22 protein-coding genes are annotated in these 22,799 nt (G+C 63.5%); 10 read left to right on the forward strand and 12 right to left on the reverse strand.

Annotated features, from left to right (window positions below; translation table 11 throughout):
• Positions 1-12: 12 nt before the first annotated feature.
• From LB528_RS16855 to LB528_RS16885, 7 genes are all read right to left on the reverse strand, one after another.
• Positions 13-456: a hypothetical protein gene (locus LB528_RS16855; RefSeq protein WP_224715601.1), complete on the reverse strand. Its 444-nt coding sequence runs from the start codon at positions 454-456 to the stop codon at positions 13-15.
• Between the two features lie 11 nt (positions 457-467).
• Positions 468-1,916, reverse strand: coding sequence for a GMC oxidoreductase (locus LB528_RS16860; protein ID WP_224715602.1), 1,449 nt, complete (start codon positions 1,914-1,916; stop codon positions 468-470).
• Between the two features lie 90 nt (positions 1,917-2,006).
• Positions 2,007-3,338: a UDP-glucose dehydrogenase family protein gene (locus LB528_RS16865; protein ID WP_224715603.1), complete on the reverse strand. Its 1,332-nt coding sequence runs from the start codon at positions 3,336-3,338 to the stop codon at positions 2,007-2,009.
• Positions 3,339-3,412: 74 nt separating this feature from the next.
• Positions 3,413-4,297: a glycoside hydrolase family 16 protein gene (locus LB528_RS16870; RefSeq protein WP_224715604.1), complete on the reverse strand. Its 885-nt coding sequence runs from the start codon at positions 4,295-4,297 to the stop codon at positions 3,413-3,415.
• A gap of 129 nt (positions 4,298-4,426) precedes the next feature.
• Complete coding sequence (locus tag LB528_RS16875) at positions 4,427-4,804, reverse strand: hypothetical protein (protein WP_224715605.1); 378 nt, start codon at positions 4,802-4,804, stop codon at positions 4,427-4,429.
• A gap of 122 nt (positions 4,805-4,926) precedes the next feature.
• Positions 4,927-5,949 (reverse strand): glycosyltransferase family 2 protein, encoded by a 1,023-nt coding sequence (locus tag LB528_RS16880; protein WP_224715606.1) that lies wholly within the window; start codon positions 5,947-5,949, stop codon positions 4,927-4,929.
• A gap of 10 nt (positions 5,950-5,959) precedes the next feature.
• Positions 5,960-7,207 carry a nucleotidyltransferase family protein gene (locus tag LB528_RS16885; RefSeq protein WP_224715607.1) on the reverse strand — a complete coding sequence of 416 codons (1,248 nt, stop codon included), beginning with the start codon at positions 7,205-7,207 and terminating at the stop codon, positions 5,960-5,962.
• 501 nt (positions 7,208-7,708) lie between these two features.
• Here LB528_RS16885 and LB528_RS16890 point away from each other — a divergent pair.
• From LB528_RS16890 to LB528_RS16915, 6 genes are all read left to right on the forward strand, one after another.
• Positions 7,709-7,861 (forward strand): lasso RiPP family leader peptide-containing protein, encoded by a 153-nt coding sequence (locus LB528_RS16890; protein ID WP_095769314.1) that lies wholly within the window; start codon positions 7,709-7,711, stop codon positions 7,859-7,861.
• Between the two features lie 156 nt (positions 7,862-8,017).
• Entirely contained in the window at positions 8,018-8,317 is a 300-nt protein-coding gene (locus LB528_RS16895) for a PqqD family protein (RefSeq protein ID WP_224584657.1), read from the forward strand.
• A complete protein-coding gene (locus LB528_RS16900; RefSeq protein ID WP_224715608.1) occupies positions 8,301-8,717 on the forward strand; it encodes a lasso peptide biosynthesis B2 protein in 417 nt (138 codons plus the stop codon). Before LB528_RS16895 ends, LB528_RS16900 begins: the two co-directional genes overlap by 17 nt.
• A gap of 3 nt (positions 8,718-8,720) precedes the next feature.
• The gene (locus LB528_RS16905) at positions 8,721-10,634 is read left to right on the forward strand and encodes a lasso peptide isopeptide bond-forming cyclase (RefSeq protein ID WP_224715609.1); all 1,914 of its coding nucleotides are present in this window, start codon (positions 8,721-8,723) and stop codon (positions 10,632-10,634) included.
• Positions 10,631-11,611 carry an HPr kinase/phosphorylase gene (locus LB528_RS16910; protein ID WP_224715610.1) on the forward strand — a complete coding sequence of 327 codons (981 nt, stop codon included), beginning with the start codon at positions 10,631-10,633 and terminating at the stop codon, positions 11,609-11,611. Before LB528_RS16905 ends, LB528_RS16910 begins: the two co-directional genes overlap by 4 nt.
• A 7-nt stretch (positions 11,612-11,618) precedes the next feature.
• Entirely contained in the window at positions 11,619-13,514 is a 1,896-nt protein-coding gene (locus LB528_RS16915) for an ABC transporter ATP-binding protein (RefSeq protein ID WP_224715611.1), read from the forward strand.
• Here LB528_RS16915 and LB528_RS16920 read toward each other — a convergent pair.
• Positions 13,488-13,760, reverse strand: coding sequence for an exopolysaccharide production repressor exox (locus LB528_RS16920; protein ID WP_224715612.1), 273 nt, complete (start codon positions 13,758-13,760; stop codon positions 13,488-13,490). The two genes, LB528_RS16915 and LB528_RS16920, sit on opposite strands and share 27 nt — an antisense overlap.
• Positions 13,761-14,367: 607 nt before the next feature.
• Here LB528_RS16920 and LB528_RS16925 point away from each other — a divergent pair.
• From LB528_RS16925 to LB528_RS16940, 4 genes are all read left to right on the forward strand, one after another.
• On the forward strand, positions 14,368-15,045 hold the full coding sequence (locus tag LB528_RS16925; protein ID WP_224715613.1) for a sugar transferase: 678 nt from the start codon (positions 14,368-14,370) through the stop codon (positions 15,043-15,045).
• A 186-nt stretch (positions 15,046-15,231) separates the two neighbouring features.
• Positions 15,232-16,410: a polysaccharide biosynthesis/export family protein gene (locus tag LB528_RS16930; protein ID WP_224715658.1), complete on the forward strand. Its 1,179-nt coding sequence runs from the start codon at positions 15,232-15,234 to the stop codon at positions 16,408-16,410.
• A gap of 116 nt (positions 16,411-16,526) precedes the next feature.
• On the forward strand, positions 16,527-17,618 hold the full coding sequence (locus LB528_RS16935; protein WP_224715614.1) for an acyltransferase family protein: 1,092 nt from the start codon (positions 16,527-16,529) through the stop codon (positions 17,616-17,618).
• A gap of 25 nt (positions 17,619-17,643) precedes the next feature.
• Positions 17,644-18,927 carry an O-antigen ligase family protein gene (locus tag LB528_RS16940; RefSeq protein ID WP_224715615.1) on the forward strand — a complete coding sequence of 428 codons (1,284 nt, stop codon included), beginning with the start codon at positions 17,644-17,646 and terminating at the stop codon, positions 18,925-18,927.
• A gap of 97 nt (positions 18,928-19,024) precedes the next feature.
• Here the strand turns inward: LB528_RS16940 and LB528_RS16945 are convergent, their stop codons facing one another.
• The 4 genes from LB528_RS16945 to LB528_RS16960 form a co-directional block, all read right to left on the reverse strand.
• On the reverse strand, positions 19,025-19,600 hold the full coding sequence (locus LB528_RS16945; protein WP_224715616.1) for a DUF1349 domain-containing protein: 576 nt from the start codon (positions 19,598-19,600) through the stop codon (positions 19,025-19,027).
• Positions 19,601-19,620: 20 nt separating this feature from the next.
• Entirely contained in the window at positions 19,621-21,060 is a 1,440-nt protein-coding gene (locus LB528_RS16950; protein ID WP_224715617.1) for an aldehyde dehydrogenase family protein, read from the reverse strand.
• A 114-nt stretch (positions 21,061-21,174) separates the two neighbouring features.
• Positions 21,175-21,660, reverse strand: coding sequence for a hypothetical protein (locus LB528_RS16955; RefSeq protein ID WP_224715618.1), 486 nt, complete (start codon positions 21,658-21,660; stop codon positions 21,175-21,177).
• Between the two features lie 72 nt (positions 21,661-21,732).
• Entirely contained in the window at positions 21,733-22,797 is a 1,065-nt protein-coding gene (locus LB528_RS16960) for an ABC transporter ATP-binding protein (protein WP_224715619.1), read from the reverse strand.
• Between the last annotated feature and the right edge of the window lie 2 nt (positions 22,798-22,799).

Genomic DNA, 22,799 nt, shown 5'->3' on the forward strand with positions numbered 1-22,799 from the left:
GTAGCGCCTGCCTTACGCATTCTGCGGCTCCAGATTGGCGAAGGGATTGGTACATGGGTGCCAGCCGGTGAAGCGGATCGGATCGTCGGGCGAGCTGCGCCAGGCATAATCGGTCAGCATATGGAACTCGGCGACGACCCAGCGGTCGAAGTGGCGCAGATCGCGCCGTTTGTCCTGGGGCAGCAGCTCGCGCGCCTTGCCGAGCTTCACCGTTTCGGCCAGCGTCACCACGTCCGCCACCTTGGCGCCCGGGAATATCCAAGGGTTGCGGTTCCGGAATTCGAGCACGAATTGCTGCAGGTGCTCGACGCGCATATTGAGCGGACCAAAATATTTTTCCAGCGTGACGCGAACCAGGTCCTCGTCCGAGAAGGACGAGACGGCGGCGGCGGCGATGCCGGTGGAGGCAATCCCGCCGGCGACGATGGCCAGTGCGGTGCGGCGCGTGATCTTCATCGGTCCTTCCCTCATGCCGCCAGCCGGCCCGCCGCCCGCAAGGACAGGGCAGCCGCCGTCAGGCTTGGATTGGCGCAGGAACAGCTCGGATAGGTGCTGGTGCCGACGACCACGAGGTTCCTGAGCTGGTGATGGATCATGTCGCGGTCGACCACGGAGTCGGCCGGGCCGGTGCCCATGCGCAGCGTGCCCTGCACATGCGATTCGGTCGGCCTTATGCCGCGATCGAAAATCTGCTCGACCGGCAGCGGCTTGAGCAGTTCCGGCAGCCTTTCCAGCGCTTTCGCCATGCCCTTGATCGCGTAGTCCGACGCGCCCTTGAAGCTCACGAAGGCGTTGTCGTCCTTGTCGAGGACGACGCGGTTTTCCGGATCGAGCAGGTCCTCGGTGACGACGACCAGTGGCAGCACCTGCCGCAGCCTGCCCTTCTCGGCGCGCATGCCGTGCTGCCAGCGATTCTCGAAATAGACGAGCGCCGCCGCATGCTCGGCCCGGTGCGGTCCGTCATAGAGGCCGAAATTCAGGCCGGTGGTGATGGTGCTGCCGTCGAAGTTGTCGACGCCGCCGAGATAGGCCTCGTAGTTCCAGCCATAGGATTCGTGCAGGCCCAGACCGACGAATTCGCCGCCAAGTCCTGAGCGCAGCATGATCGCCGGGCTCTGTATGGCATTGGCGCCGAGGATGAAGAGATCGCCGCTGACCGAATAGTCCTTGCCGTCCCGGACGAATGCGACGGAGCGGACCGCAGCGCCGGCATGGTCGAACCGGCGCACCTCGGCTCCGAGGCAGACGGAGACGTCCGGATGCTGGAAGACATGCATCAGGCCGTTGTTGACGGTGAACTTGGCATCCGCCGGACACAGCCAGCATCTGAGATTGGCGCAGCACGAGCCGCGCTGCGACGTCGCCACGCGCGCCCGGGCGGTCGGCATGACGAAGTGCTGATCCGGCTGCGCGGCCTTCATCATGCGGTCAGGCGTCGACATGTGATGCGGCGGCTGCGGAAACGGCCGCGAGCGCGGCAGCATCCGCGCCATGTCGGGATCGCCGGAGATCGACATGATCTCCTCGGCGTCGCCGTAGAACGGCTCGAGCTCATCATAGCTGATCGGCCAGTCGTTGCCGATGCCGTAGGTGCTCTTCAGCCTGAAGTCGTTGGGATGGAAACGCGGCGTCTGCGCGAACCAGCAATTGGTGCCGCCGCCAAGACCGATCGTGTAGTTCCACGGCTTGTCGGCATTGTCGGTCCCGTAGGTGCTTTCGTCGTCTATGTCGGTGTTGACGTTCTGGCTGAGCTGCCACTCATGCGTGTTGTGGCGGCCCCACTCCAGCACCAGGACACGGGCTTTGCGCCGCTTCAGGAACTCGTGCAGGAAGAAGGACGATCCGAAGCCGGATCCGATGACGACAAGATCGAAATGCTCGCTGGCAATTTGTTCGGGCCGAACGTCGAGCACCATCAGATCGAGCCCTCGTGCTTCACGCGCATGGTCATTGTCGGCCCCGCTGTCGTTCGCGGCTGCAGTTCTTCTTGAGGCAAGCGGCCATCGTCATGCCGCCATCCTGCCGATCGAGAAATATTCGATGCCGTAGCGCGCGATCACCTTGGGATCGTAGAGATTGCGGCCGTCGAAGATGACCGGCGTCGTCAGCGCATCCTTGAGCGCGTCGAAGGACGGCGCGCGGAAGCTCTTCCATTCGGTGCAGATCAAAAGAGCGTCGGCGCCGCGCAGCGCCGCTTCCTTGGTGCCGCACAAAAGCAGATCCTCACGCAGGCCGTAGATCGCCTGGCATTCCTGCATCGCCTCGGGATCGTAGGCCTGCACCTTGGCGCCGGCCGACCACAGCGCTTCCATCAGCGTGCGCGATGGCGCCTCGCGCATGTCGTCGGTGTTGGGCTTGAAGGCCAGCCCCCAGACGGCGAAGGTCTTGCCCCTGAGCGCGCCCTTGAAATAGTGGTTGACCTTGTCGAACAGGACCGACTTCTGCGCATTGTTGCGCTCCTCGACGGCGCGCAGCAATTTGGCGTCGAACTTGACGCCCTCGGCGGTCTTGATCAGCGCGCGCACATCCTTCGGGAAGCAGGAGCCGCCATAGCCGAGGCCGGGATAGATGAAGTGGTAACCGATGCGCGGATCCGAGCCGATGCCCTTGCGCACCTCCTCAATGTCGGCGCCCAGCTGCTCGGCGAGATTGGCCATCTCGTTCATGAAGCTGATCTTGGTCGCCAGCATGCAATTGGCGGCGTATTTGGTGAATTCGGCGCTGCGCACATCCATCACGATCATCTTCTCGTGGTTGCGGTTGAACGGCGCGTAGAGCTCGCGCATCACCATCTCGGTGTCCTCGCTGGAGGTGCCGACGATGATGCGGTCCGGCTTCATGCAATCGGCGACCGCCGAGCCCTCCTTGAGGAATTCGGGATTCGAGGCGACGTCGAAGGCGAGATCCTCGCGGCCGCGCTTCTTCAGCGTTTCGGCGATCCTAGCCTTCACCTTTTCGCAAGTGCCGACCGGCACGGTCGACTTGCCGACGACGATCTTGGCGCTGTCCATCTCACGACCGATGGTCTCGGCGACGGCCAGCACATATTTCAGATCGGCCGAGCCATCCTCGCCGGGCGGCGTGCCGACCGCGATCATCTGGATCTGGCCATGCCTGACCGCCGCGGCCGCATCCGTGGTGAAGCGGATGCGCCCGGCAGCGTGGTTCTCTTTGACGAGGGTCTCGAGGCCCGGTTCGAAAATCGGGATCAGGCCCTGATTGAGCCGCTCCACCTTCTTCTCGTCGATATCGACGCACACCACCTCGTGGCCGACCTCGGCAAGCACCGCGGCCTGAACCAGACCGACATAGCCAATCCCAAACACCGTCAAATTCATTTGGTTCTATTCCTGTCAAAGGCCGGGCCGCAAAAGCGGTCCGGCCGGTTCAGATGTCCCCCAGGCCCAGCGGCCTAGTTGGAATTACTTATGCTGCATGCCAACGATTCCGGAAACTGACATGGCTGGCCCAGAGCGGTGAAAGCGACGCGCTTGACCTGCATGGTCACCTTGCTGCCGGGATCGGTGAAGGCGCCCATCCAGTTGGTCAGCTTGTCGCTGCCCCAGAGGCTGAAGAAGATTTTCTGCGAATGCTTCGGCAGCTCGTCCGGGTTGGTCACTTCATGGACCAGCTTGCCGTTGACATACCAGCGCAGCCGGTCCTTCTCCCAGACGAAGCCATAGTCGTTGAAGCCCTTGTCGGCGCCGCCCTCGACGTCGACCAGCTTGCCGTTCTTCGGCTTGCCCTGGATGTAGCTGTTGACCTGGACTTTCGAGGGATCCTTGGTGAGGACCTCGAAGTCGATCTCGTCCCACGGCTGTTTGTCCTGCGGGCCGATATAGGAGAAGAAGGCGGCGTTGAGGCCGGAGCCGGTGCCTGTCTTCATGCGCGCCTCGTACACGCCGTAGCCGTAGCGCTGCTTGGTCTGGATTTCGGCGCAGGCGAACTCGCGGTCCTTCAGCTTGCGCTTTTCGAAGCCCAGCGACAGCACGCCGTCGGAAAGCCGCACAAGATCCTTCGACCAGGTGCAGTTCTGATGAGCGCCATTGGTCCAGCCGTCCGAGACGAACCAGCGGGACTGGTTGAAATTCGAGAAATTGTCAACGAAGGACGGCGCGCTTTGCAGCTCTTGCTGCGCCTCTTGCGCATGCGCGGGATGCAGGTTCGCGAGGGTTGCTGCGACGACGGCAAACAGGGCGCCGATTACGCCGAGCCGCAGGCTGATTAATCGGCTTCCTGGCGCATGCGTCGTCGCGCAAGCCGCCTTGGTGGAGGTGTTGTCCGGATCTGCGTTCATAACAAACTCACCTTGTGTTGTCCGCCCAACCCAAAGTCATCCTCGGTTCGCATGAGCGAGCCGCTTTTTAACCTTCGCCCTTTGAACTCCTCTAACGTCTTGTACCGATGACGGCGCCTGAAGGCGCCGTCAGCCTCTCGCCGTCGCCTGCGCAGCAGGCCGACCGGAACCATCCTCGACGATCGCGTCGAGCGAATGACGCAGTTCCTTCATCAAACTTTTCTGGCGAGCGAGCTCCGCAATGCGCCGCTCGCAGTTGAGGATCGAGTTGGTCATCGCGCTGACGTCCGATCCCTTGCTGGCCGACGCCGAACCGTTCTCCATCGCCTCGACAAGAAAAGCCGCGTTGGCGGCCGTCGACTTGTAACGATTCTCCAGCCCGGTTTTCTCCGCCTCGATCTCCGCCGCGATCTGGTCGAACATCTTCGCCAGCCGGTCGAAACGCTGCAGATCGGTCTGCCGGTCGCGCGCCGGATCCCGGGATCTGAAGCCAAAAATCGAAGCCATCTTATCGGCCTTTCGAATTGCTGCATTGCAACAAGACTGCCATTCCAGCAGCGACTAGGCAACATCATAGTTTTCGGAATGCGGATTTTTTGAGGGGCGGCAGCTTCCGACACAATGCGGGATCACCCGCTTGCGGCGCTGGTTGCCGCCATCAGGAAGCGCGTCGGCGGCATTTGCTGCGGCGCAACAATCCCGGTGCGACGGAACAGCGCGTCGAGCTTGTCGGTGGCGACGCCGCGCACGATCGGGATCAGATTCGACTGGCTTGCGAAGGCGTAGGCCGCGGCAGATGCCAGCCCACGCTCGGCTTTCACGTCAAGGAAGTTGCGCAGCCGGTATTTGTCGCGGACATGGCGCTCATGGCGCCGCAACGCGGCCTTCGAGCGCTCCGGAAGGCTGTCGATCTGGAGCAGCGCCAGATCGGCATCGGCAAGACGCTTCAAATCCTGCGTCCTGTGGCGGCCGCTCAGCGAATCGGCGCGCACGATCGCGCCATAGCCGCAGGACTTGATGATCTTGAACCGAGCCCCGTAAGCGACAGCGCGCGCGTAGAGCTCGTAGTCCTCGCCAAGCCTGAGGTTCTCGTCGTAGCTCAACCCATGCCGCTCGAGGAAAGCCCGGCTGATCACCGGCTTGAGGAAACCGAGCTCGCCGCGCCGCACATGGCGGCGCGAGATGTTGCCGTCGATGAAACGCTCGAAATCGAGAAATTCCGGCTCGGCCGCGAAAGGCGGCGCTGCGACCTTGGCGAAGTCGGTCGCGGCGTCGTCGCGGATCAGCATGATGTTGTCGGCGGCGAAATCCCAGTCGGCGCTGGCGAAAAGCCGGCCAAAGCGCCCTTCGAGGAAGAAATCGTCGGCGTCGAGAATGCTGATGAAGGGCGATTTGGAGGCCTGGATGGCGGCGTTGCGCGCGGCGGAAGGACCGCGATTGACGTCGAAGCGGATAACGGCAAGCCGGCCGCTGCCGTCGTCGGCGGCCAAAGCCACATCCTTGGTGTCGTCGGTGGAGGCGTCGTCGACCACGATGACTTCGGCGACTTCGGCTTCGCGCAGCGCCGAAGCGATGGCGCCGGGAATGGTGCGCGCCGCATTGCGCGCGGCGATGATGACGCAGACCCCGGAGGTCGTTACGGGCGTCGTCATGGGCATGGGCTCACCTTTCGCTTGCATGATTGGCCGTCCCGCCCACGATTTTGATCATTTCGCTCCGCGCCGGCTCGACCATGGCCGGGCGCTCGAAGATGCGCCGGCTGAGATCGGCGGAGGCCGCCCAGCCGGCTTCCGCCAGATAGCGGACCGGCTCGCGGCCGCAGAGTTCCCACAGCACATGGCGGCGCTGCGGCCAGCGCAGGGAGGCGAGCCAGGGTGCCATGACCATGTGGAAGAGGTCGGCATTGTCGATGCGGGCCAAAATGCGGGTGGTGCGATCCGAAAGCAGCGTGTTTGTGGCGCCGAGCAACACGTCGGCGGCGCGCAATCCCAAGAGCAGCGTGTCCGCCAGGCCCTGTCCGGCGGCGTGATCGAGCACCCTCTGCTGCTCGGCTTCGTTCAGGCGGCTGGCGCTGGCCCTGACGTCGCAGACATAGCCGGCGCAGGGCTCGCGGTTGAAAAAGGCCTTGGCGACGCTGATCGACGACAAAAGCAGCGTGTCGGCCGCCGAGATCACCGGCATGACGGCTCCGGCCACCTCGACTTCGCGCTTGCGGCGCAGGAAGCCGTCGGTGTCGCGCGGGCTCGGCGAGCCCGGTTGCTGCAGCCGGTGATGGAGGTCGACCGTCGAGGCCCTCGCGCCATCTTCGCGAACCATGTGCTGCTCGCCGAGGAAGCGGACCCACCAGACGGAACGGGATTTGCCGGCCACCTCGTAGCCGATCGCCCGCAACGCCTCGCGGGCTTGGCCAAAGCGCGCCGGCGAAACCAGTATGTCGACATCGCCGGAAGGCTTCATGAAATGGTCGCCATAGAGCAGATGCTGCTGGAGCGGGCCCTTGAGGAAGACGAAATCGACCTGCCTGTCGCGCAGCGCGCGATCGATGGCCATCGAGTCGCCGATGCAGGCGGCGTTCATCGACATCGTGCGCCGACGGTAGCCATCGAGCCATTCAGACAATTGCGCAGGCGCAGCGCCGGCGGGCGCACGCTTGAGCGCCTTGAGCAGGAACACGGCGACTTTGTTCAGTCTGGCAATGTCGGCGATATTGGCGGCCGAGATTGAGGCCGCAGTGATCGGGGCGGCCGTGATCGGCGTGGCCGAGACCGTCGGCGCGGGCACATCGACCCGGCCATCCGTGATGTCGGCTCCTGGCGCGAAAAACAGCCTCAGGCAGGCTTGCACATAGGCGACTTCGTCGGCGCAGCCGGTGACGCGCAGCCTTTCATAGGAGCCATCCTGCACCGCCATGCCCGATGTCGTTCTCCGCAAAATGCCGCCCGAAGGGTTTATACCGCAGCTGCGAAGAAAAGCACCGGAAAAATTGATGTGATCATGCCAAAAGCGGCTGAGGTCGCCTCCTGACCGCAACCCCAGCGTTTAGAATCGCTACGTGTTCAATCACTTTTGAAGACAACTCCGAGGGACTTTCCGGCAGGCCGGAAAATGACGATTTTTGCGGCAATTTCTTCGCAATTGCGAGATGTCTTTTTCGCCTGAAAAATTGTTGCAGATAAATCAAACGCTTACCTAGCCGGAAAGGACCTGTGGTTGAATCCTGGATGGGTGAGGTTTAGGGTGACGGTGCCTACGCGTTTGATTATCAACGGATGCGCGTGCAACCAAGAATTGATTAATGCCTGGTAAATCAGGCTTGACTCATAGATGTTGCCGTGCAGCAATCGCATTGCAGCATAGCCATATGCTGGCGGCATTCTGCAGCCGCTTCCAGGTCCTTAGTTGGAGAGTAGAATGGAACAGAATGTTGAAAAGCATGAGTACGAGACCCCCAGCCTGACGGTTCACGGTTCGATTGAAACGATCACGCAGGGCGGTGCTGGCACGACGGCGCTTGACGCGAGCTTTCCCGCGCACACGCCGGTCGGCGAGCTGACCTTCTCTTAAAGCTTACAGGCATCCGGATGTCTAAGTTGGGGCTTCGGGTGCTCTCCAACAGGTGAGCCGGGGGGCTTTTGTCCCCCGGCTTCCTGCCGGGGATCGCCGGCAACCGATCCGCGGCGAAAGGCCCAAGGGCGCGGGGGCCAGCAACGAGGTTTTAGGATGGACTGGAACCCCTCGGACCATGACCGCGTGGTCGCGACCGGCGAGGCGGTCGCATGTGAATTCGGCGCCGGACTGGCGCTGCTCCACCTCAAATCCAACGTCTATTACAGCCTGAACAGCGTCGGCGCCTTCATCTGGGAGCAGATCCAGGAGCCGCGATCGATCCTCGATATCCGCAGCGCCGTGCTTGCGCGCTACAATGTCGATGCCGAGCGCTGCAAGGCCGATGTCGAGGGCTTGCTCAAGGGGCTGACCGAAGCAGGACTTGCGAGGCTCCACCATGAGGAACTGGTCTAGGCTCCGCTCGCTGAGCGGCCGGGAGATGCTGTTTCTGGCGCACTGCCTGACGGTGGTGAGCGCGGTGCGGCTGGCGCTGACGCTGTCTTCCTACAATCGTGTCCGCAGCCTGGTGACACGGCTGGACGCCAGGCGCGACCCCGGCATCGCCGACCTGCGGCGTGTCGCATGGGGCGTTGCCGCCGCGGCGCGGCTCGTGCCGGGCGCCACTTGCCTCACCCAAGCGCTGTCGGGGCAATATCTGCTCGCCCGTCAGGGCAACGCCTCGAAGGTCAGCATCGGCATCGAGAAAGGAACCGGCAGCGAGTTCAAGGCGCATGCCTGGCTGATGAGCGGCAACCACATCGTGCTTGGCGGCTCGATCAATGGATTTGCCCATCTGGTCGACCATGGGTCGTGAGCGATGAGCGGCGTCGCCGGAATCGTGTTCAGCGACAATGGCCGGCCCGCCGGGGCCGGCGATATCCAAGAGATGCTTTCGCGCATGCGCCACCGCGCCCGCGACGGCAGTTCCTGGTGGACCGAGGGCAGCGTGGCGCTCGGCCACGCCTGGCTCGACACGACCGGTGAGGACGGGCCCGGGCCGCTGACGATGGCCGGCGGCAAGCTCGCCATCACCGCCGACTGCCGGCTGGACAATCGCGACGAGCTTCTGGCGCGGCTCGGCCTGCGCGAGCGGTCGATGGCCGACGCGATGCTTATCATGCGCGCCTACCTCAAATGGGGCGAGACCTGTCCGACCTATCTGCAGGGCGATTTCGTCTTCGCGATATGGGACGGCGAGCGCCAGACGCTGTTTTGCGCGCGCGATCATTTCGGCGTCAAACCTTTTTACTATCATTCGACCGGCAGGCGCTTCGCCTTCGCCTCGGAGATCGGGCCGATCCTGACGCTGGACGGCGTCGGCAGGCGGCTCAGCGAACACCAGATTTCCGGCTTCCTTGCCGGCTTGCCGGACGATCCGCAGGCCACGCCCTATGCCGAGATCTTCCGCCTGCCGGCGCGGCACAGCATGACGGTCGCGGACCGCCAGGTGGTGCTGCGGCGCTACTGGCAGATCCAGCCGTCGCAGCGGCCGCCACGCCCGGACGCGGCCGAGGAATTCCGGCATCTCTTCGCGCAATCGGTGGAGAACCGCATGCGCGGCACGCCGGCCGTCGGCGCCATGCTGAGCGGCGGGCTCGATTCCTCCTCGATCGCTTGCGTTGCCGGTCTTCGCGCGGCGGCTAAGCGCAACCCGAAGCTCAAGACCTTCTCGCTGGTCTTCGACAAGGGCTCGTCCATGGACGAGAAGCCGTTCATTGATGCGGTGCTCGACGACAATCCGCTCGATGCCACATTGATTGCGGTGAGCAATTACGCGCCCTTCGCCGAATTCGAGCGCATCCTGGAGGAGCAGGAAGGCACGTTCCTGGCGCCCGGCCTGTCGCTGACCCGCGACCTTTACCGCACGGCAGGCGCCAAGGGCGTCAAAGTGCTTCTCGACGGGCATGGCGGCGACGAGGTCGTCTCGCAGGGCCATGGATACCTTCACGAACTCGCCAATGCCGGCAGATGGCTGGAGCTGTGGCGCGAATTGCACAGCGCCGCCAACACCTATGGCGAGGGCATGTTTTCCCTCTATTTCAAGTTCCTGACCATCTACGGGCCGGCCTGGCGGATCGCCCGGATGAGGTCGATGGCCAGACGCGTCGTCGGCAAGGCACGGCGCAGGCCGGCGCAAGCCGCACGAGCCGCCTGGACGGGACTGGTCAACCCGGAGCTTGCCAGGCGCACCGACCTTGCCGAGCGTTTCCATCGCAGCGGCTACATGCCCGTCTCCGTCACCGCCAGCGAAGCGCTGACGCATCGCTGGCTGCTGTCCTCCGGACTGGTGCCGCACGCCTTCGAAGTGCTGGACAAAGCCGCCGCCAATTTCGGCGTCGAGCCGCGCTATCCGTTCTGGGACAAGCCGCTGGTCGAATTCTGCCTGGCGCTGCCCGGCGAGGACAAGCTCAAGGACGGCTTTGGCCGCCATGTGCTGCGCCGGGCCATGCAAGGCGTCCTGCCGCCGGCGGTGCAATGGCGGCGCGACAAGATCGACTTCACCGCCAACCTGGTCAAGGGCATGCTCGGCAACCATCGCGAGCTTCTGGACAGGCTGCTGATATCGGACAGCGAGCGGATCGCGCCCTATGTCAACCTGCCCGAAGTGAACGCGGTCTATGAGCGCCTGCTCAGCCAGCCCGAGCAGGCGACGCTGCCCGACGTCCAGCATGTCTGGCGCTCGGTTTCGCTGTCGCTGTGGCTGCGGCAAATCCAAGGAAGCCCGGCATGAATCTCCCGATTGCTTCCCTCGCGCAACCCGAGCCCGCCAACGCGACCACGGCGCCGGGCGGACGCGTCCGCCATTTCTACAAGGCGTACGGGCTGGTCGTCAGCTCGGAGGTGGCCTTGCCGGAACTGGAGCCGGCAGCACCGGCGACGCCGGACCTGGAGATCGCTGTCGGGCCGGTCGACTTTCCCGAGACCGCATCGCAGGGCGCCACGGCGTTCCGATTCGAGCCGACGCGCCAGTATCTTTCCTGGCAGGCGGTCGGCACCTTCATGATCAGTGGCGGCAGGCGGATCGAGGTCGATCCGGCGCCTAGGGTCGACGACCCGCTGCTTGCCTTTCCGCTGCTCGGGCCGGTGATGGCGCTCGCCCTGCATGGACGCGGGCTGCTCGTGCTGCATGCCAGCGCCATTGCCGTCGGCGGCAGGAGCGTGATCCTTATGGGCGACAAGGGCGCCGGCAAGTCGACGACGGCGGGCGCGATGATCCGCGCCGGGCATCGGCTGCTCACCGACGATGTCGTGGCACTGGACTTGTCCGATCCGGAGCGGCCGATGATCCTGCCCGGATTTCCGCAGCTCAAGCTCGCCGCGGACGCGGCCGGCGCCATTCGCCTCGAGCAAGCGGAGGTGCGCCCGCAGGTGCATCCGCAAATCGACAAGGCGCAGCATCGCTTGCATGACGGATTTGCCGCCGACGCGGTGCCGGTATCGCGGATCCATGTGCTCGAGCGCGGCGGGCGGGCGGCGATCTCACCGCTGACCGGGGCCGCCGCGCTGCCGGCGATCATCAAATTCTCCTACATCACGCGGTTCGGGCGGCAGGCGCTGCCCGGCGATTTTGCCGCCGCGCATCTGCGCCAATGCGCACATGTCGCCGGTCGGGTCGGCGCCAGCCGCCTCGAAGTGCCGGCTGGACTCGCCAGGATCGACGAAGCGGTCGCCGCGATCGAAACCGACCTGGCGTCCGGGACAAGGTGAGCAGGGCATGGGCTGGTCCTCGAAGCTTCGCCTGTCGTTTTTCCGGGATGTTGCGGGCTTCGGCGCCATGATGGCCCATGTCGGCGGGCGGCGCACGGCGACGGCGCTTGCATTCCTGACCCTGGGGAGTCTCACCGAAGGCATCTCGATCCTGCTGCTCGTTCCGCTGCTGCGCCTGATCGGCAAACCCGATCAGGACTATGCGGTGCGGGTTCCGGAGGCCTTGCATCGGCTGGTGCCCGGCGGGACGCTGTCGCTCGCGACCGTGCTCTCACTGCTTGTCGCGTTGGTGGCGCTGCAAGCAATTTTCAACCGCTTCAAGTCGGTCTACATGGCGCGGCTGCTCTATGACTTCGTCAACCGCGTGCGCATGAACCTGTTCGAGAGCGTCGGCAGGGCGCGCTGGGGCGTTTTCACCCGCATCCGCAGCTCCGATCTCGACCATGCGCTCAACGGCGACGTCGACCGTGTGCAGGTGGCGGCCTTCTCGCTGCTGATGCTGACCCAGGCGACGCTGCTTCTCACCGGTTATCTCGTTGTCTCGCTGTTCATCTCGCCGGTGATGACATGCTTTGCCATCCTTGTCGGGCTGCTGCTGCTGGTCGCCCTGCAACCGTTCAGGGCGCGCGCCAGCGCCTATGGCCGCACGCTGACCGGTAACCGCCAGGACCAGTACCGCACGGTCTCCGAGTTTTTGGGCGGCATCAAGGTGGCCAAGAGCCTGAACGTCGAGGCAAGCTATTTTGCCGAGCTCGGCGCGACGTTGGACAGGATGAAGGCCGACAACATCGCCTTTGTTCGCAACAGTTCGCTCGGCACCGCGCTGTTCCAGGTTACGAGCGTGATCGGGCTCAGCCTGTTCATCTATATCGCGTTGGTCGGCTTCCACCTGTCGCTGGCCGAGATCGTCGTGCTGCTCCTGGTCTTCATGCGCGTCGCGCCGCGCTTCATGGATATGCAGCTCCAGACGCAGCAGGTGCTGATCAACCTGCCGGCCTATGCTTCGATGCAAAATCTCCAGGCCCGCTTCGATGCCGAGCGGGAGACGGAAGAGAACGCGGCCGAACAAGGAGCGAAACTCTCGCTCGAGACCGGCCTCAACATCCGCGATGTGTCCTTCGCCTATGGCGAAGGCGATGGGAAACCGGTGGTCAGCGATATCACCTTCGGCCTGCCGGCGGGCAAGGTGACGGCGCTGATCGGCCCTTCCGGCTCGGGCAAGAGCACGATCGCCGACATGCTGCTTGGGCTGCTCGAATCAACCAGCGGCCAGATCCTCGCCGACGGCGTGGAAATCACCGCCCGGAACCGCAGGGCCTGGCGCGATCGGGTGGCCTATGTGCCTCAGGATGTGTTCCTGCTGCACGACACGATCGCCGCCAACCTGCGCCTTGCCGCGCCGGAGGCCAGCGACGAAGAATTATGGGCGGCCCTGCGAAATGCCCATGCGGCCGATTTCGTGGAGCGGCTGGCATTACGGCTCGAGACGATGGTGGGCGACCGCGGTGTCAGGCTCTCCGGCGGCGAGCGGCAGCGCATCGCCCTGGCGCGGGCGCTGCTGCGCAAACCGTTGCTGCTCATTCTCGACGAGGCGACGAGCGCGCTCGACTGGCAGAATCAGTCGCTGATCGCCCAATCGATCGAGGCGTTGCGCGGAAGGATGACGATCCTGACCATCGCGCACCGGCCGTCGATGATCGCCTTTGCCGACTGGGTCGTGGCTATAGAGAACGGACGCATCGTCGAAGTCGGACAATATCGGCGGCTGAAGGCGAAAGCCGGCAGTCGCCTTGCCAGGATGCTGTCCGGCGAGCAGGCCGAGCGCGACGGCGCGCCATCGGTCGAGACGGAACTGGTGCCGGCGCCGGTCGAACGTTCAGTGGAGGCCGCGCCTAGCGCTTAGCTTTTCGCCGTCGGCGACGTTGTTCAGGACCATGCCGCGGTCGGCCTCCCGGGCCTTGTCGGCCGATGCCGGCGTGGTTCTGCCGATCATGGCGAAGACCAGGAGGAAATAGCCGGCCTGGATGATCACGGCGCAGACTACCGCGCGAAGGAGGATGGTGCCCGCCGAGGCGCCATCGAAATAGGACCAGCCGATGACGATCGCCAGTGCGAACATCATTCCTATGATGAATTTTGGCAGAGACATGTTCGCCGGTTCCTCAACCGATACGAGCATGCAGAAGCTGCGACTTACCCACCCGCGTAACTCCCCGTTGCGCCAAAGAGCTCTTTATGGCTGCCCAATCCGGCCGGTTGCTTCCGGCCTTCCTTACCCATGCAGACTATGACAGGAACAATTTGCGACTCTATTAAGGCGGGTCGGTCGGAGCAAGGCCGTGCAGGTATGGTTTCCAATGATTTTACGAGATCGACTCTGCCATGCTGCGTCGCACACTCTGGCTCCGGCAGCTAATCAATGAGCCGTCTGTCGGTTCAGTAAAACTTGCCACTTTGATTAGTATTTTACCCGAATAACTTACCCTGACGAGTGCTTCCAGCGTCCTGCAACCGCATTTCTTCTGCAGCAAAGAATGCACTGCCCAAAAATGGCCCGAAAGGCGGGCTACATTTTCCTGGTTTGCTCTCACCTTGTCATAAACGTGCCACAAAGGTGAAAATTTGGGCATGACAGGTTTATTATTTAGTCAATTCATGACGTGAACATTTCAAGAAGATGGGAAATTGTGTGTTGCGCTGCAGCATTTTTTTGGTATCTTGCCGTAAACCATCCGTTCAACGTATGGAGCTTCTGCATGAGGGACGTCGCCAAGTCGGCTAATGCGGGTTTTGCGCAGGTCGGCGTTGATTTTCCACCCCCCATCGGCGGTCTGATCAAACGCAGCTTCGATATCGTCGGTGCCTTGGCAGGGCTGGCCCTGCTCAGCCCGCTTTTCCTGATGATCGCCCTGCTGGTCAAGCTTTCGGACAACGGTCCGATCTTTTATGGCCATAAGCGGATCGGCCGCGGCGGCAGGATCTTCTCCTGCCTCAAATTCCGCACCATGGTTCCGAACGGCGAGCGCGTGCTCGCCGCGTATCTGGCGGCCAATCCCGAAGCCAATGCCGAATGGATCGCGACGCGAAAGCTGAAGAACGATCCGCGCGTCACCCGCGTCGGCCAGGTGCTTCGCAAGCTCAGCCTCGACGAGCTGCCGCAGATCCTCAACATCCTACAGGGCGACATGAGCCTTGTCGGCCCGCGCCCGGTCGTGCGCGATGAATTGGAGATCTATGGCAGCGCCGCGGTCTATTACCTGAAGTCGCGCCCGGGTCTCACCGGACTCTGGCAGGTGAGCGGCCGCAACGACGTATCTTACGACACGCGCGTCGCCTTCGATCGCCATTATGTCGAGAACTGGTCGTTGTTTCAGGATATTCGCATCATCTTCAAGACGGTTCCTGCCGTGTGGATGTCGCGCGGCAGCTATTGACCGACGGGGCCTGCTCCGCCGAATTCGGGGCAGGCATCCGGCAGTGATCTCATCGGGCGGATGGGGCCAAAGCGGATCGGAAACGTTCATTTGACAAAATACCTCCTCGGACTGTCTTTCGCCTGCAGTCTCATATCCAGGACGCCAGCCCGCTTCGCGGCCGTCTTGCTTGCAGCGTCGCTGGCCATGCCGCAGTTCGCCGCCGCCGGCGATTATCAGCTTGGCCCCTTGGACAAGCTCAACATCCGCGTCGCCGAATGGCAGACGGTCGACGGCACTTTCCGCGACTGGTCGGCCATCAATGGCGAGTATTCGATCGGCCCGGGCGGGACGCTGTCGGTGCCGTTTGTCGGCAACCTGCAGGCCACCGGCAAGACGACGGCGGAGATCGCTTCAGCGATCGGGCTCGCGCTGCAGCGTAAGCTGGCGCTACCCGACAAGCCGGAAGCCTCGGTCGAGATGGCGCAGTTCCGGCCGTTCTACATTTCGGGCGAGGTCCAGAATCCCGGCCAGTTTCCCTTCGTGCCCGATCTGACCGTGCTCAAGGCAATCAGCATTGCCGGCGGCATAAGGCGCAACGCCGACTATGGTCCGCAACTCGGCAAAGATCTGGTCACCGCCAAGGGCAGCTTCGACATCTATGATGACCAACGTATCCGCCTGCTGGTCAAGCGGGCCAGGATCGATGCCGACCTTGCCGGTAAGACGAGTTTCGAGGTGCCGAAGGAGATCGAGGGCGATCCGAGACTGGCGACCATCGTCGCCGACGAAATGGCGATCCTGGTCTCCGACCAGAAATCGCTGAAGCTGAAGCTCGATGCTCTCGACGACCTGAAAGGCGTTCTGCAAGCGGAAATCGAATCGCTGCAGAAGAAGATTACCAACCAGCAGAAGCAGGTCGACCTGGCCGAGAAGCAGGCCGACAGCATCGGTCCGCTGGCGCAGAAAGGCCTGGTCGCGAATGCGCGCCTGCTTTCCTCGCAACAGTCGGTCACCGACCTGCAGGGCAAGATCCTCGACTATGAGACGGCCATCCTCACCGCCAAGCAGTCGATCAGCAAGGCTGAGCAGGATGCCATCGACGCCAAGAACTCGCTCAACTCCGCCCTTACCACCAGCCGTCAGCAGACCGAGGCCGACCTGAACGAGGCGACATTGAAGGCCGGCATGCAGAAGGGCCTGATCGCGCAGGCATCGGACCCCGCGACGGCGGCCAGCATCACCGACGACCAGGAACCGGCCCTGCTCTATTCGCTGGTGCGGATTGCCGACGGCAAGACGAGCGAGGTCGAGGCCAATGAAGACACGCCTGTCCTGCCGGGCGATGTGATCAAGGTCAAGCTGGCGCCGACGGCCAGCCAATAGCGCCGCCGACCCGGGATCGTCCAGGCGAAGCCGGGAACGGAGGCGGGAGGGACAAGCCAGGCTCGTTCGCGCGCAGCGCGGGCGAGCGATCTGTTTGGACCGCTTGAAGGCATAACATGCAGCCCGCAGCTCCGCGTCACGTGTATCTCAATCTCGACGCCATCCGCGGCGTGGCGGCGATCAGCGTCATGCTCTACCACTTCTCGCCGTTCCTGGCCGACGGCAAGGTGCTGCCGTCGAGCTATCTCGCGGTCGATCTGTTCTTCTTGCTCAGCGGCTTCGTCATCGCGCATGCCTATGACCGCAAGATCGAGAGCGGCATGGGCTTCGGCACGTTCGTGGCCATCCGCCTGATCCGGCTCTATCCGCTCTATCTCGCCGGCACGCTGCTCGGCTTCTTCTACCTGCTGGTCAAGAACAGGCTGATGCCGGCCGAATACATGCCGTTGTCCGAGATCGGCATGCAGCTGACGACCGGCATGTTCTTCATTCCGCTGGTCAGCGACGCCTACCACACGATCTTCCCGCTCAATCCGGCGTCATGGTCGCTGTTCTTCGAGCTCATCGTCAACATCGCCTATGTCGCGGTCTTCGTGCTCTTGTCGAGGCGCGTGCTGACGGGGATCGTCGCCGTCAGCCTCGTGCTGCTCGTCGTCGCTTCGATCCTCGCCGGCACGCTGGATTTCGGCATGACCGGCAACACCATCCTCAGCGGCCTACCGCGGGTGACATTCTCCTTCTTCCTGGGCGTGCTGCTCTGCCGGTCGATGACGCGCTGGCAGGGCGGCCTCGGCTTCCTGCGGCGCGGCTTGTGGGTCGAGGGCGCGATCCTGCTCACGCTTGCCGTCTTCGCCATCGCTCCGGCGGGCGGCGCGCGCGTTGTCTACGACCTCGCGGCAATCGTCATCGCCTTCCCGATCATGGTGATGACCGGCGCGGTGGCCCCGACCGCGCCGCTTCTGTCAGGCTTCTATGGCTGGCTCGGGCGGATTTCCTATCCGGTCTACATCATCCACACGCCGATGCTGATGATCATCGCCGGGGCCGGCAAGGCCTTCTCGATCGATCCTTTCGCGCATCATCCCTGGTTCGGCATCGTAATGGCGGCCTCGGTCGTCGTCATTGCCGATATCGCCACGCGCGTCTATGACGAGCCGGTGCGGCGCTTCCTGCAGCGGCAGATGCAGCGCGCCCGGGCCGTGGCGTAGGAAAGGGCTCGACGGACAATCCGGCATGAAGATTCTGAAATCCATTCTGATCGATCCCGATCGCAACGAGACCTACGGCACCTTCGCCGTCGCGGTTTCCATGATCGCTTTCGCCTACTCGCCCAATTTCGGCCAGATCCTGATCCTCGCCTATTACGCGGTCTGGCTGCCGCTGCTGTTCGTCGATTACCGGCGCTTCACCTGGAGGCTATCCAGCGCCTGGCTGCCCATTCTGCTTGCGGCCTATGTCTGCTTCTCGGTGTTCTGGTCCCAGGCGGCGGGCATCAGCGCGCGCGCAGCGGTGCAATATTCCTCGCATATCGTCTGCGCCTATGTCGCGGCGCGCACAATCAGCGTGCGCACGCTGGTGGTCGGCTCGCTGATCGGCACTTTCGTCGTTCTGCTCTATTCACTCGGAGTCGGCGGTTACGCGCTCGATACGATCGACGGCACGGTCAATTTCGTCGGCGCCTTCGGTTCCAAGAACCAGATCGGCTTCTTCTCTTCGCTCGGCATCTTCTTCTGCCTGGCGTTCCTTGTCTTCTACCGGCGCAATTGGCTGGGCTTCGTATGGACCGCGCCGATCATGCTCTTGTCGGTCTATATGCTGGCCATCGCCCATTCGGCGACGTCGGTGGCTTCGCTGCCGGCGGTGGTCGGCATCGTGATGCTGCTCAGCATGACCAAGGTGTTGTCGCTGCGCTATCGCCGCGTGCTGTTCATCATCGGCGCCGGGGCGCTGGTGACGGGCGTCGCGGCAGCGCTCAACCTTGGCCTGCTGGATTTCGTGCTCGGCATCTTCGGCAAGGATTCGACACTCACCGGCCGCACCTATCTGTGGGAGCAGGGCTGGGCAGCGGCGCAGGAGCATCCGCTGCTCGGCTATGGCTATGCCGCCTATTGGGTGCAGGGTTTTGCCGACCCGGAGCGGCTGTGGGCGGAATTCTATATCTCTACGCGCTCCGGCTTCCATTTCCACAACACCTATGTCGAGACGCTGGTCGAGATCGGCTTCGTCGGCGTCACCTTGCTGGCGCTGGTCATCCTGCGCTCTTTCTACGGTCATGTGTCGAAAGTGGTGTTCGGGGAATGGAGCGCCGATTCGGTGGTGCTTGCCGGCGCGACCGGGCTGATGCTGATCCGCTCCTTCTTCGAGGTCGAGATGCTCGGCCCCTATTTCATGGCGTCCTTCATCGTCTATTACGGCCTGTTCACGCTGACTCCGTTGCCGGCTTTCCGGCGCCGCAGAGTGGCCCTTCCAGCCGAGGACGAGAGTCCTGCCAATGGCCGTATGCCGGCCCCGGTCTGATTGGGGCAACTCCTGGAAGTGGGCGGCGGCGTAAATTCCGGGCGGAGGGTTACGCCGATGGCGCCACCTGACCGCTCACACTTTTCCTGGAATTGCTCTAATCGTGCAACTCCTTGGAAATCGGCGGACCAACCACAAAATCCGAAAAGGTCGCCTCGAAACCTTCGCGTTGCGGCGAGCAGCACATCATGCCGACATCGACCGATTTCGAGATCGGGAAGTAGGCCAGCCGCACCGGTTTCCAGTGGCCATCCGAGGCGTCCAGATATTGGATGCGGATCGCCTCGGCGTGACGGGTCAGGCGGATCCTGACGCCGTCCTTCCCGGCGGCGATGGCGACCAGCGACCAGTCGGAGGTGTCGTTGGTGACGACGACGGAGAAGTAGGCCAGCCCGTCGGTGTATTCGACGCCGGCCTTGATCCAGTGCGTTTCGCTCAGGCGCAGCATCAGCCCCGCCTGATCGTAGAGCACTTTGTAGTCGCCCTTGACGGTGACCTCGGCGCTGAAGTCACCCTCGACGGGACGGTAGAGGAAATGGCCGTTGTCGCGCCAGAAACCGTAGAAGGTCTCGCGCCAGAAGTCAGTGTCCTTGCCCGTTCGGACGGTGAGCGTGCCCTCGCCGACCGTGTGGTGCGGCGGCGGGTTGAGCCATGTCATGTCGGCCACGCTCATCGGTCTGCTCCCGGATTGGATTAGCCGGCGAATGTATAGGCGGTCTTCACCGTGGTGTAGAACTCCATGGCGTAACGGCCCTGCTCGCGCGGACCGTAGCTGGAGCCCTTGCGGCCGCCGAACGGCACGTGGAAGTCGACGCCGGCCGTCGGCAAATTGACCATCACCATGCCGGCCTCGGAATTGCGCTTGAAATGCGTCGCGTGCTTCAGGCTGGTGGTACAAATGCCGGAGGTGAGGCCGAACGGTGTGTCGTTGGCAACGCTGAGCGCCTCGTCATAGTCCTTGACGCGGATGACATTGGCGACCGGGCCGAAAATCTCCTCGCGCGAGATGCGCATTTCGTTCGTCGAGCCGAGGAACAGTGCCGGCCTCAAATAGAAGCCGGGCGTTTCGCGCTCCAGCCGCTCGCCGCCGAAGGCGAGCTCGGCGCCTTCCTGGCGGCCGATGGCGATATAGTCCTCGTCCTGCTTGAGCTGGGTCTGATCGACGACCGGGCCGATCTGCGTCTTGGCATCGAGCGCGTCGCCGATGACGAGCTTGTCCAACCGCTCCTTCACCGCATCGACGAAACGGTCGTGGATGCCCTCGGTGACGATCAGGCGCGAGGACGCGGTGCAGCGCTGGCCGGTCGAGAAATAGGCGCCGTTGATCGCGCAATCGACGGCCACCGCGAGGTCGGCGTCATCGAGCACGACAAGGGGGTTCTTGCCGCCCATTTCGAGCTGGAACTTGCGCATATGCTCGACGCTCGCCGCGGCGACACGCTTGCCTGTGCCGGCAGAGCCGGTGAAGGAGATGGCATTGACGTCGGGGCTATCGAGCATCGCCTGGCCGACCACCGAGCCTTTGCCCATGACGAGATTGAGCACGCCCTTGGGCAGGCCGGCGCGATGCAGGATATCGACGATGGTCCAGGCGCTTTCGGGAACGAGTTCCGCCGGCTTGAACACGATCGTGTTGCCATAGGCCAACGCCGGAGCGATCTTCCAGGCGGGAATAGCGATCGGGAAATTCCACGGCGTGATGATGCCGACGACGCCGACGCCCTCGCGGGTCATCTCGACGCCGACGCCCGGCCGCACACTCGGCACCATCTCGCCCGACAGGCGCAGCGTCTCACCGGCGAAGAAATCGAATATCTGCGCGGCGCGGATGGTCTCGCCGACGCCCTCGGCCAGCGTCTTGCCTTCCTCGCGGGCGAGCGATCGGCCGATCTCGTCTTTGCGCGCCATGATCTCGTCGGAAGTCTTCTTCAGCACGGCGTGGCGGGCAAGAGGCCCGGAACGCGACCAGGCAGGGAAGGCCGCCTTAGCGGCGGCGATGGCCTGTTTTGCCTCCTCCGGCCCGGCCGAAGCGTATTCGCCGACGACATCGTTGGTGTTCGAGGGATTGATGTTGCGCGAGCCGGCCTCGCCAAGCCACTCGCCGTCGATCAGGTTCTTGCGCAGCACGGTCATGTTCTTTTTCCTTGGGTTTGGTCGCGGCGGCCTTCGGCCGAGGTCAATTGTCAGACAAATGATATAGCCATTGCCTGGCAGGAGGTCTACCCGCCTATGCGACAAAGCTAGGACTCAGGTCGAGAACGACCAGAACAGGCAGGCGAGCGTGACCGCGCCGAAGATGACGAAGAACAGGCTTCTGAGCAGGATGTTGCGGCGAAGCTCGTTCATGGTGAGATGCGCCGCTACGATCACTGCCACGAACAGGAAGCGCCAGTTGAAGAGCGCCCAAAGCACCTCATGCTGGCCGAAGGCCCATCTGGCGGCCAGCGAGCCGACGATGGTCGCGAACAGCATGATCGTCGCCCAGAAGACCGCATCGGCGGCATGCGTCAGCACGATGCCGGCGGCGCGGATCGGCAGGATCATCATCAGCATCGCGCCGAAAAAATAGACGGCGGCGATCGCAAGGAAGGAGCCGGCGTCGGCAGTACCGTCGAGACGCTTCACGCCGAACGCGCCATAGGGGTAGCCGTGCCTCGCCACGGCCAATGACAGCGCCATCAGCAAGGCGCTCAGAACCGTGATCAGTGCGAATGTGCCGAGGGCCTTGCTCATGCCTTTTCCTGTCGAGACGAATCAACAGGTGCGATTTTAGCCCAGGGCCTTTCGCCCCGCATCGACGACAGGCTAGCCGATCCGATTTCCGCTCTTCGGATCGAACAGATGCAGTGCAGCCGGATCGGCGGCGAGGCGGATCGTGTCGCCCGGCCTCACGTCGCTGCGGCCCATGACGAAGACGCAGACCTGCTGGTTGGCCAGCCTGACATAGAACTGCGTCGACAGGCCGAGCGGCTCGACCACCTCGACCTCGGCCTTCAGCGCGCCGTCGACCAGCTTGATGTGCTCGGGCCGCAGTCCGATGGTGAGGTCATCGCCGTCGCTCAGCGGCAACCCATCCGGCAGCCGTAGCTTCTGGCCATCGGCGAGCACGGCATCGACCTTGCCACCCTTGGCGACCTTGGCCGGCAAGAAGTTCATGCCCGGCGAGCCGATGAAGCCGGCGACGAAGGCGTTGACCGGACGGTCGTAAAGCTCCAGCGGACGGCCGACCTGCTGCACAAAGCCGTCATGCATGACGACGATGCGGTCGGCCATCGTCATCGCCTCAACCTGATCATGGGTGACATAGACCGACGTGGTCTTGAGCTGCTGGTGCAGCGCCTTGATCTCGGCGCGCATATGGACGCGCAATTTGGCGTCGAGGTTCGACAGCGGCTCATCGAACAGGAACACTTTCGGGTCGCGCACGATGGCGCGGCCCATGGCGACGCGCTGGCGCTGGCCGCCGGAGAGCTGGCGCGGCAGGCGGCCGAGATAGGGGTCGAGGCCGAGTCGCTTGGCGGCGGCGCCCACCCTGCCGTCGATCGTCGTCTTCTCGGCCTTCTTCAGCATCAGGCTGAAGCCCATGTTGGAGGAGACATCCATATGCGGGTAGAGCGCATAGGACTGGAACACCATGGCGATGTCGCGGTCCTTCGGCGCGACATCGTTGACCAGCCGCTCGCCGATATGGATCTCGCCGCCGGTGACTTCTTCCAGGCCGGCGATCATGCGCAGCAGCGTGGACTTGCCGCAGCCGGACGGGCCGACCAGCACGACGAACTCGCCATCAGCGATCTCGAGATCGACGCCGTGCAGGATGCGCAGCGCGCCATAGTCCTTCTCGACGTTTTGCAGCGTGACGGAAGCCATCT

This window comes from Mesorhizobium sp. CA4 (genome assembly GCF_020165075.1).
GTDB lineage: Bacteria > Pseudomonadota > Alphaproteobacteria > Rhizobiales > Rhizobiaceae > Mesorhizobium.

Bases quoted from the DNA above. Each gene is read 5' to 3' on its own strand.
- LB528_RS16925 (WP_224715613.1), top strand. From the start codon at position 14,368: ATGAGGGACGTCGCCAAGTCGGCTAATGCGGGTTTTGCGCAGGTCGGC.
- LB528_RS16905 (WP_224715609.1), top strand. From the start codon at position 8,721: ATGAGCGGCGTCGCCGGAATCGTGTTCAGCGACAATGGCCGGCCCGCC.
- LB528_RS16885 (WP_224715607.1), bottom strand. From the start codon at position 7,207: ATGGCGGTGCAGGATGGCTCCTATGAAAGGCTGCGCGTCACCGGCTGC.
- LB528_RS16920 (WP_224715612.1), bottom strand. From the start codon at position 13,760: ATGTCTCTGCCAAAATTCATCATAGGAATGATGTTCGCACTGGCGATC.
- LB528_RS16875 (WP_224715605.1), bottom strand. From the start codon at position 4,804: ATGGCTTCGATTTTTGGCTTCAGATCCCGGGATCCGGCGCGCGACCGG.
- LB528_RS16880 (WP_224715606.1), bottom strand. From the start codon at position 5,949: ATGACGACGCCCGTAACGACCTCCGGGGTCTGCGTCATCATCGCCGCG.
- LB528_RS16900 (WP_224715608.1), top strand. From the start codon at position 8,301: ATGAGGAACTGGTCTAGGCTCCGCTCGCTGAGCGGCCGGGAGATGCTG.
- LB528_RS16935 (WP_224715614.1), top strand. From the start codon at position 16,527: ATGCAGCCCGCAGCTCCGCGTCACGTGTATCTCAATCTCGACGCCATC.
- LB528_RS16945 (WP_224715616.1), bottom strand. From the start codon at position 19,600: ATGAGCGTGGCCGACATGACATGGCTCAACCCGCCGCCGCACCACACG.
- LB528_RS16960 (WP_224715619.1), bottom strand. From the start codon at position 22,797: ATGGCTTCCGTCACGCTGCAAAACGTCGAGAAGGACTATGGCGCGCTG.
- LB528_RS16930 (WP_224715658.1), top strand. From the start codon at position 15,232: ATGCCGCAGTTCGCCGCCGCCGGCGATTATCAGCTTGGCCCCTTGGAC.
- LB528_RS16950 (WP_224715617.1), bottom strand. From the start codon at position 21,060: ATGACCGTGCTGCGCAAGAACCTGATCGACGGCGAGTGGCTTGGCGAG.
- LB528_RS16940 (WP_224715615.1), top strand. From the start codon at position 17,644: ATGAAGATTCTGAAATCCATTCTGATCGATCCCGATCGCAACGAGACC.
- LB528_RS16910 (WP_224715610.1), top strand. From the start codon at position 10,631: ATGAATCTCCCGATTGCTTCCCTCGCGCAACCCGAGCCCGCCAACGCG.
- LB528_RS16860 (WP_224715602.1), bottom strand. From the start codon at position 1,916: ATGGTGCTCGACGTTCGGCCCGAACAAATTGCCAGCGAGCATTTCGAT.
- LB528_RS16895 (WP_224584657.1), top strand. From the start codon at position 8,018: ATGGACTGGAACCCCTCGGACCATGACCGCGTGGTCGCGACCGGCGAG.
- LB528_RS16915 (WP_224715611.1), top strand. From the start codon at position 11,619: ATGGGCTGGTCCTCGAAGCTTCGCCTGTCGTTTTTCCGGGATGTTGCG.
- LB528_RS16890 (WP_095769314.1), top strand. From the start codon at position 7,709: ATGGAACAGAATGTTGAAAAGCATGAGTACGAGACCCCCAGCCTGACG.
- LB528_RS16870 (WP_224715604.1), bottom strand. From the start codon at position 4,297: ATGAACGCAGATCCGGACAACACCTCCACCAAGGCGGCTTGCGCGACG.
- LB528_RS16855 (WP_224715601.1), bottom strand. From the start codon at position 456: ATGAAGATCACGCGCCGCACCGCACTGGCCATCGTCGCCGGCGGGATT.
- LB528_RS16865 (WP_224715603.1), bottom strand. From the start codon at position 3,338: ATGAATTTGACGGTGTTTGGGATTGGCTATGTCGGTCTGGTTCAGGCC.
- LB528_RS16955 (WP_224715618.1), bottom strand. From the start codon at position 21,660: ATGAGCAAGGCCCTCGGCACATTCGCACTGATCACGGTTCTGAGCGCC.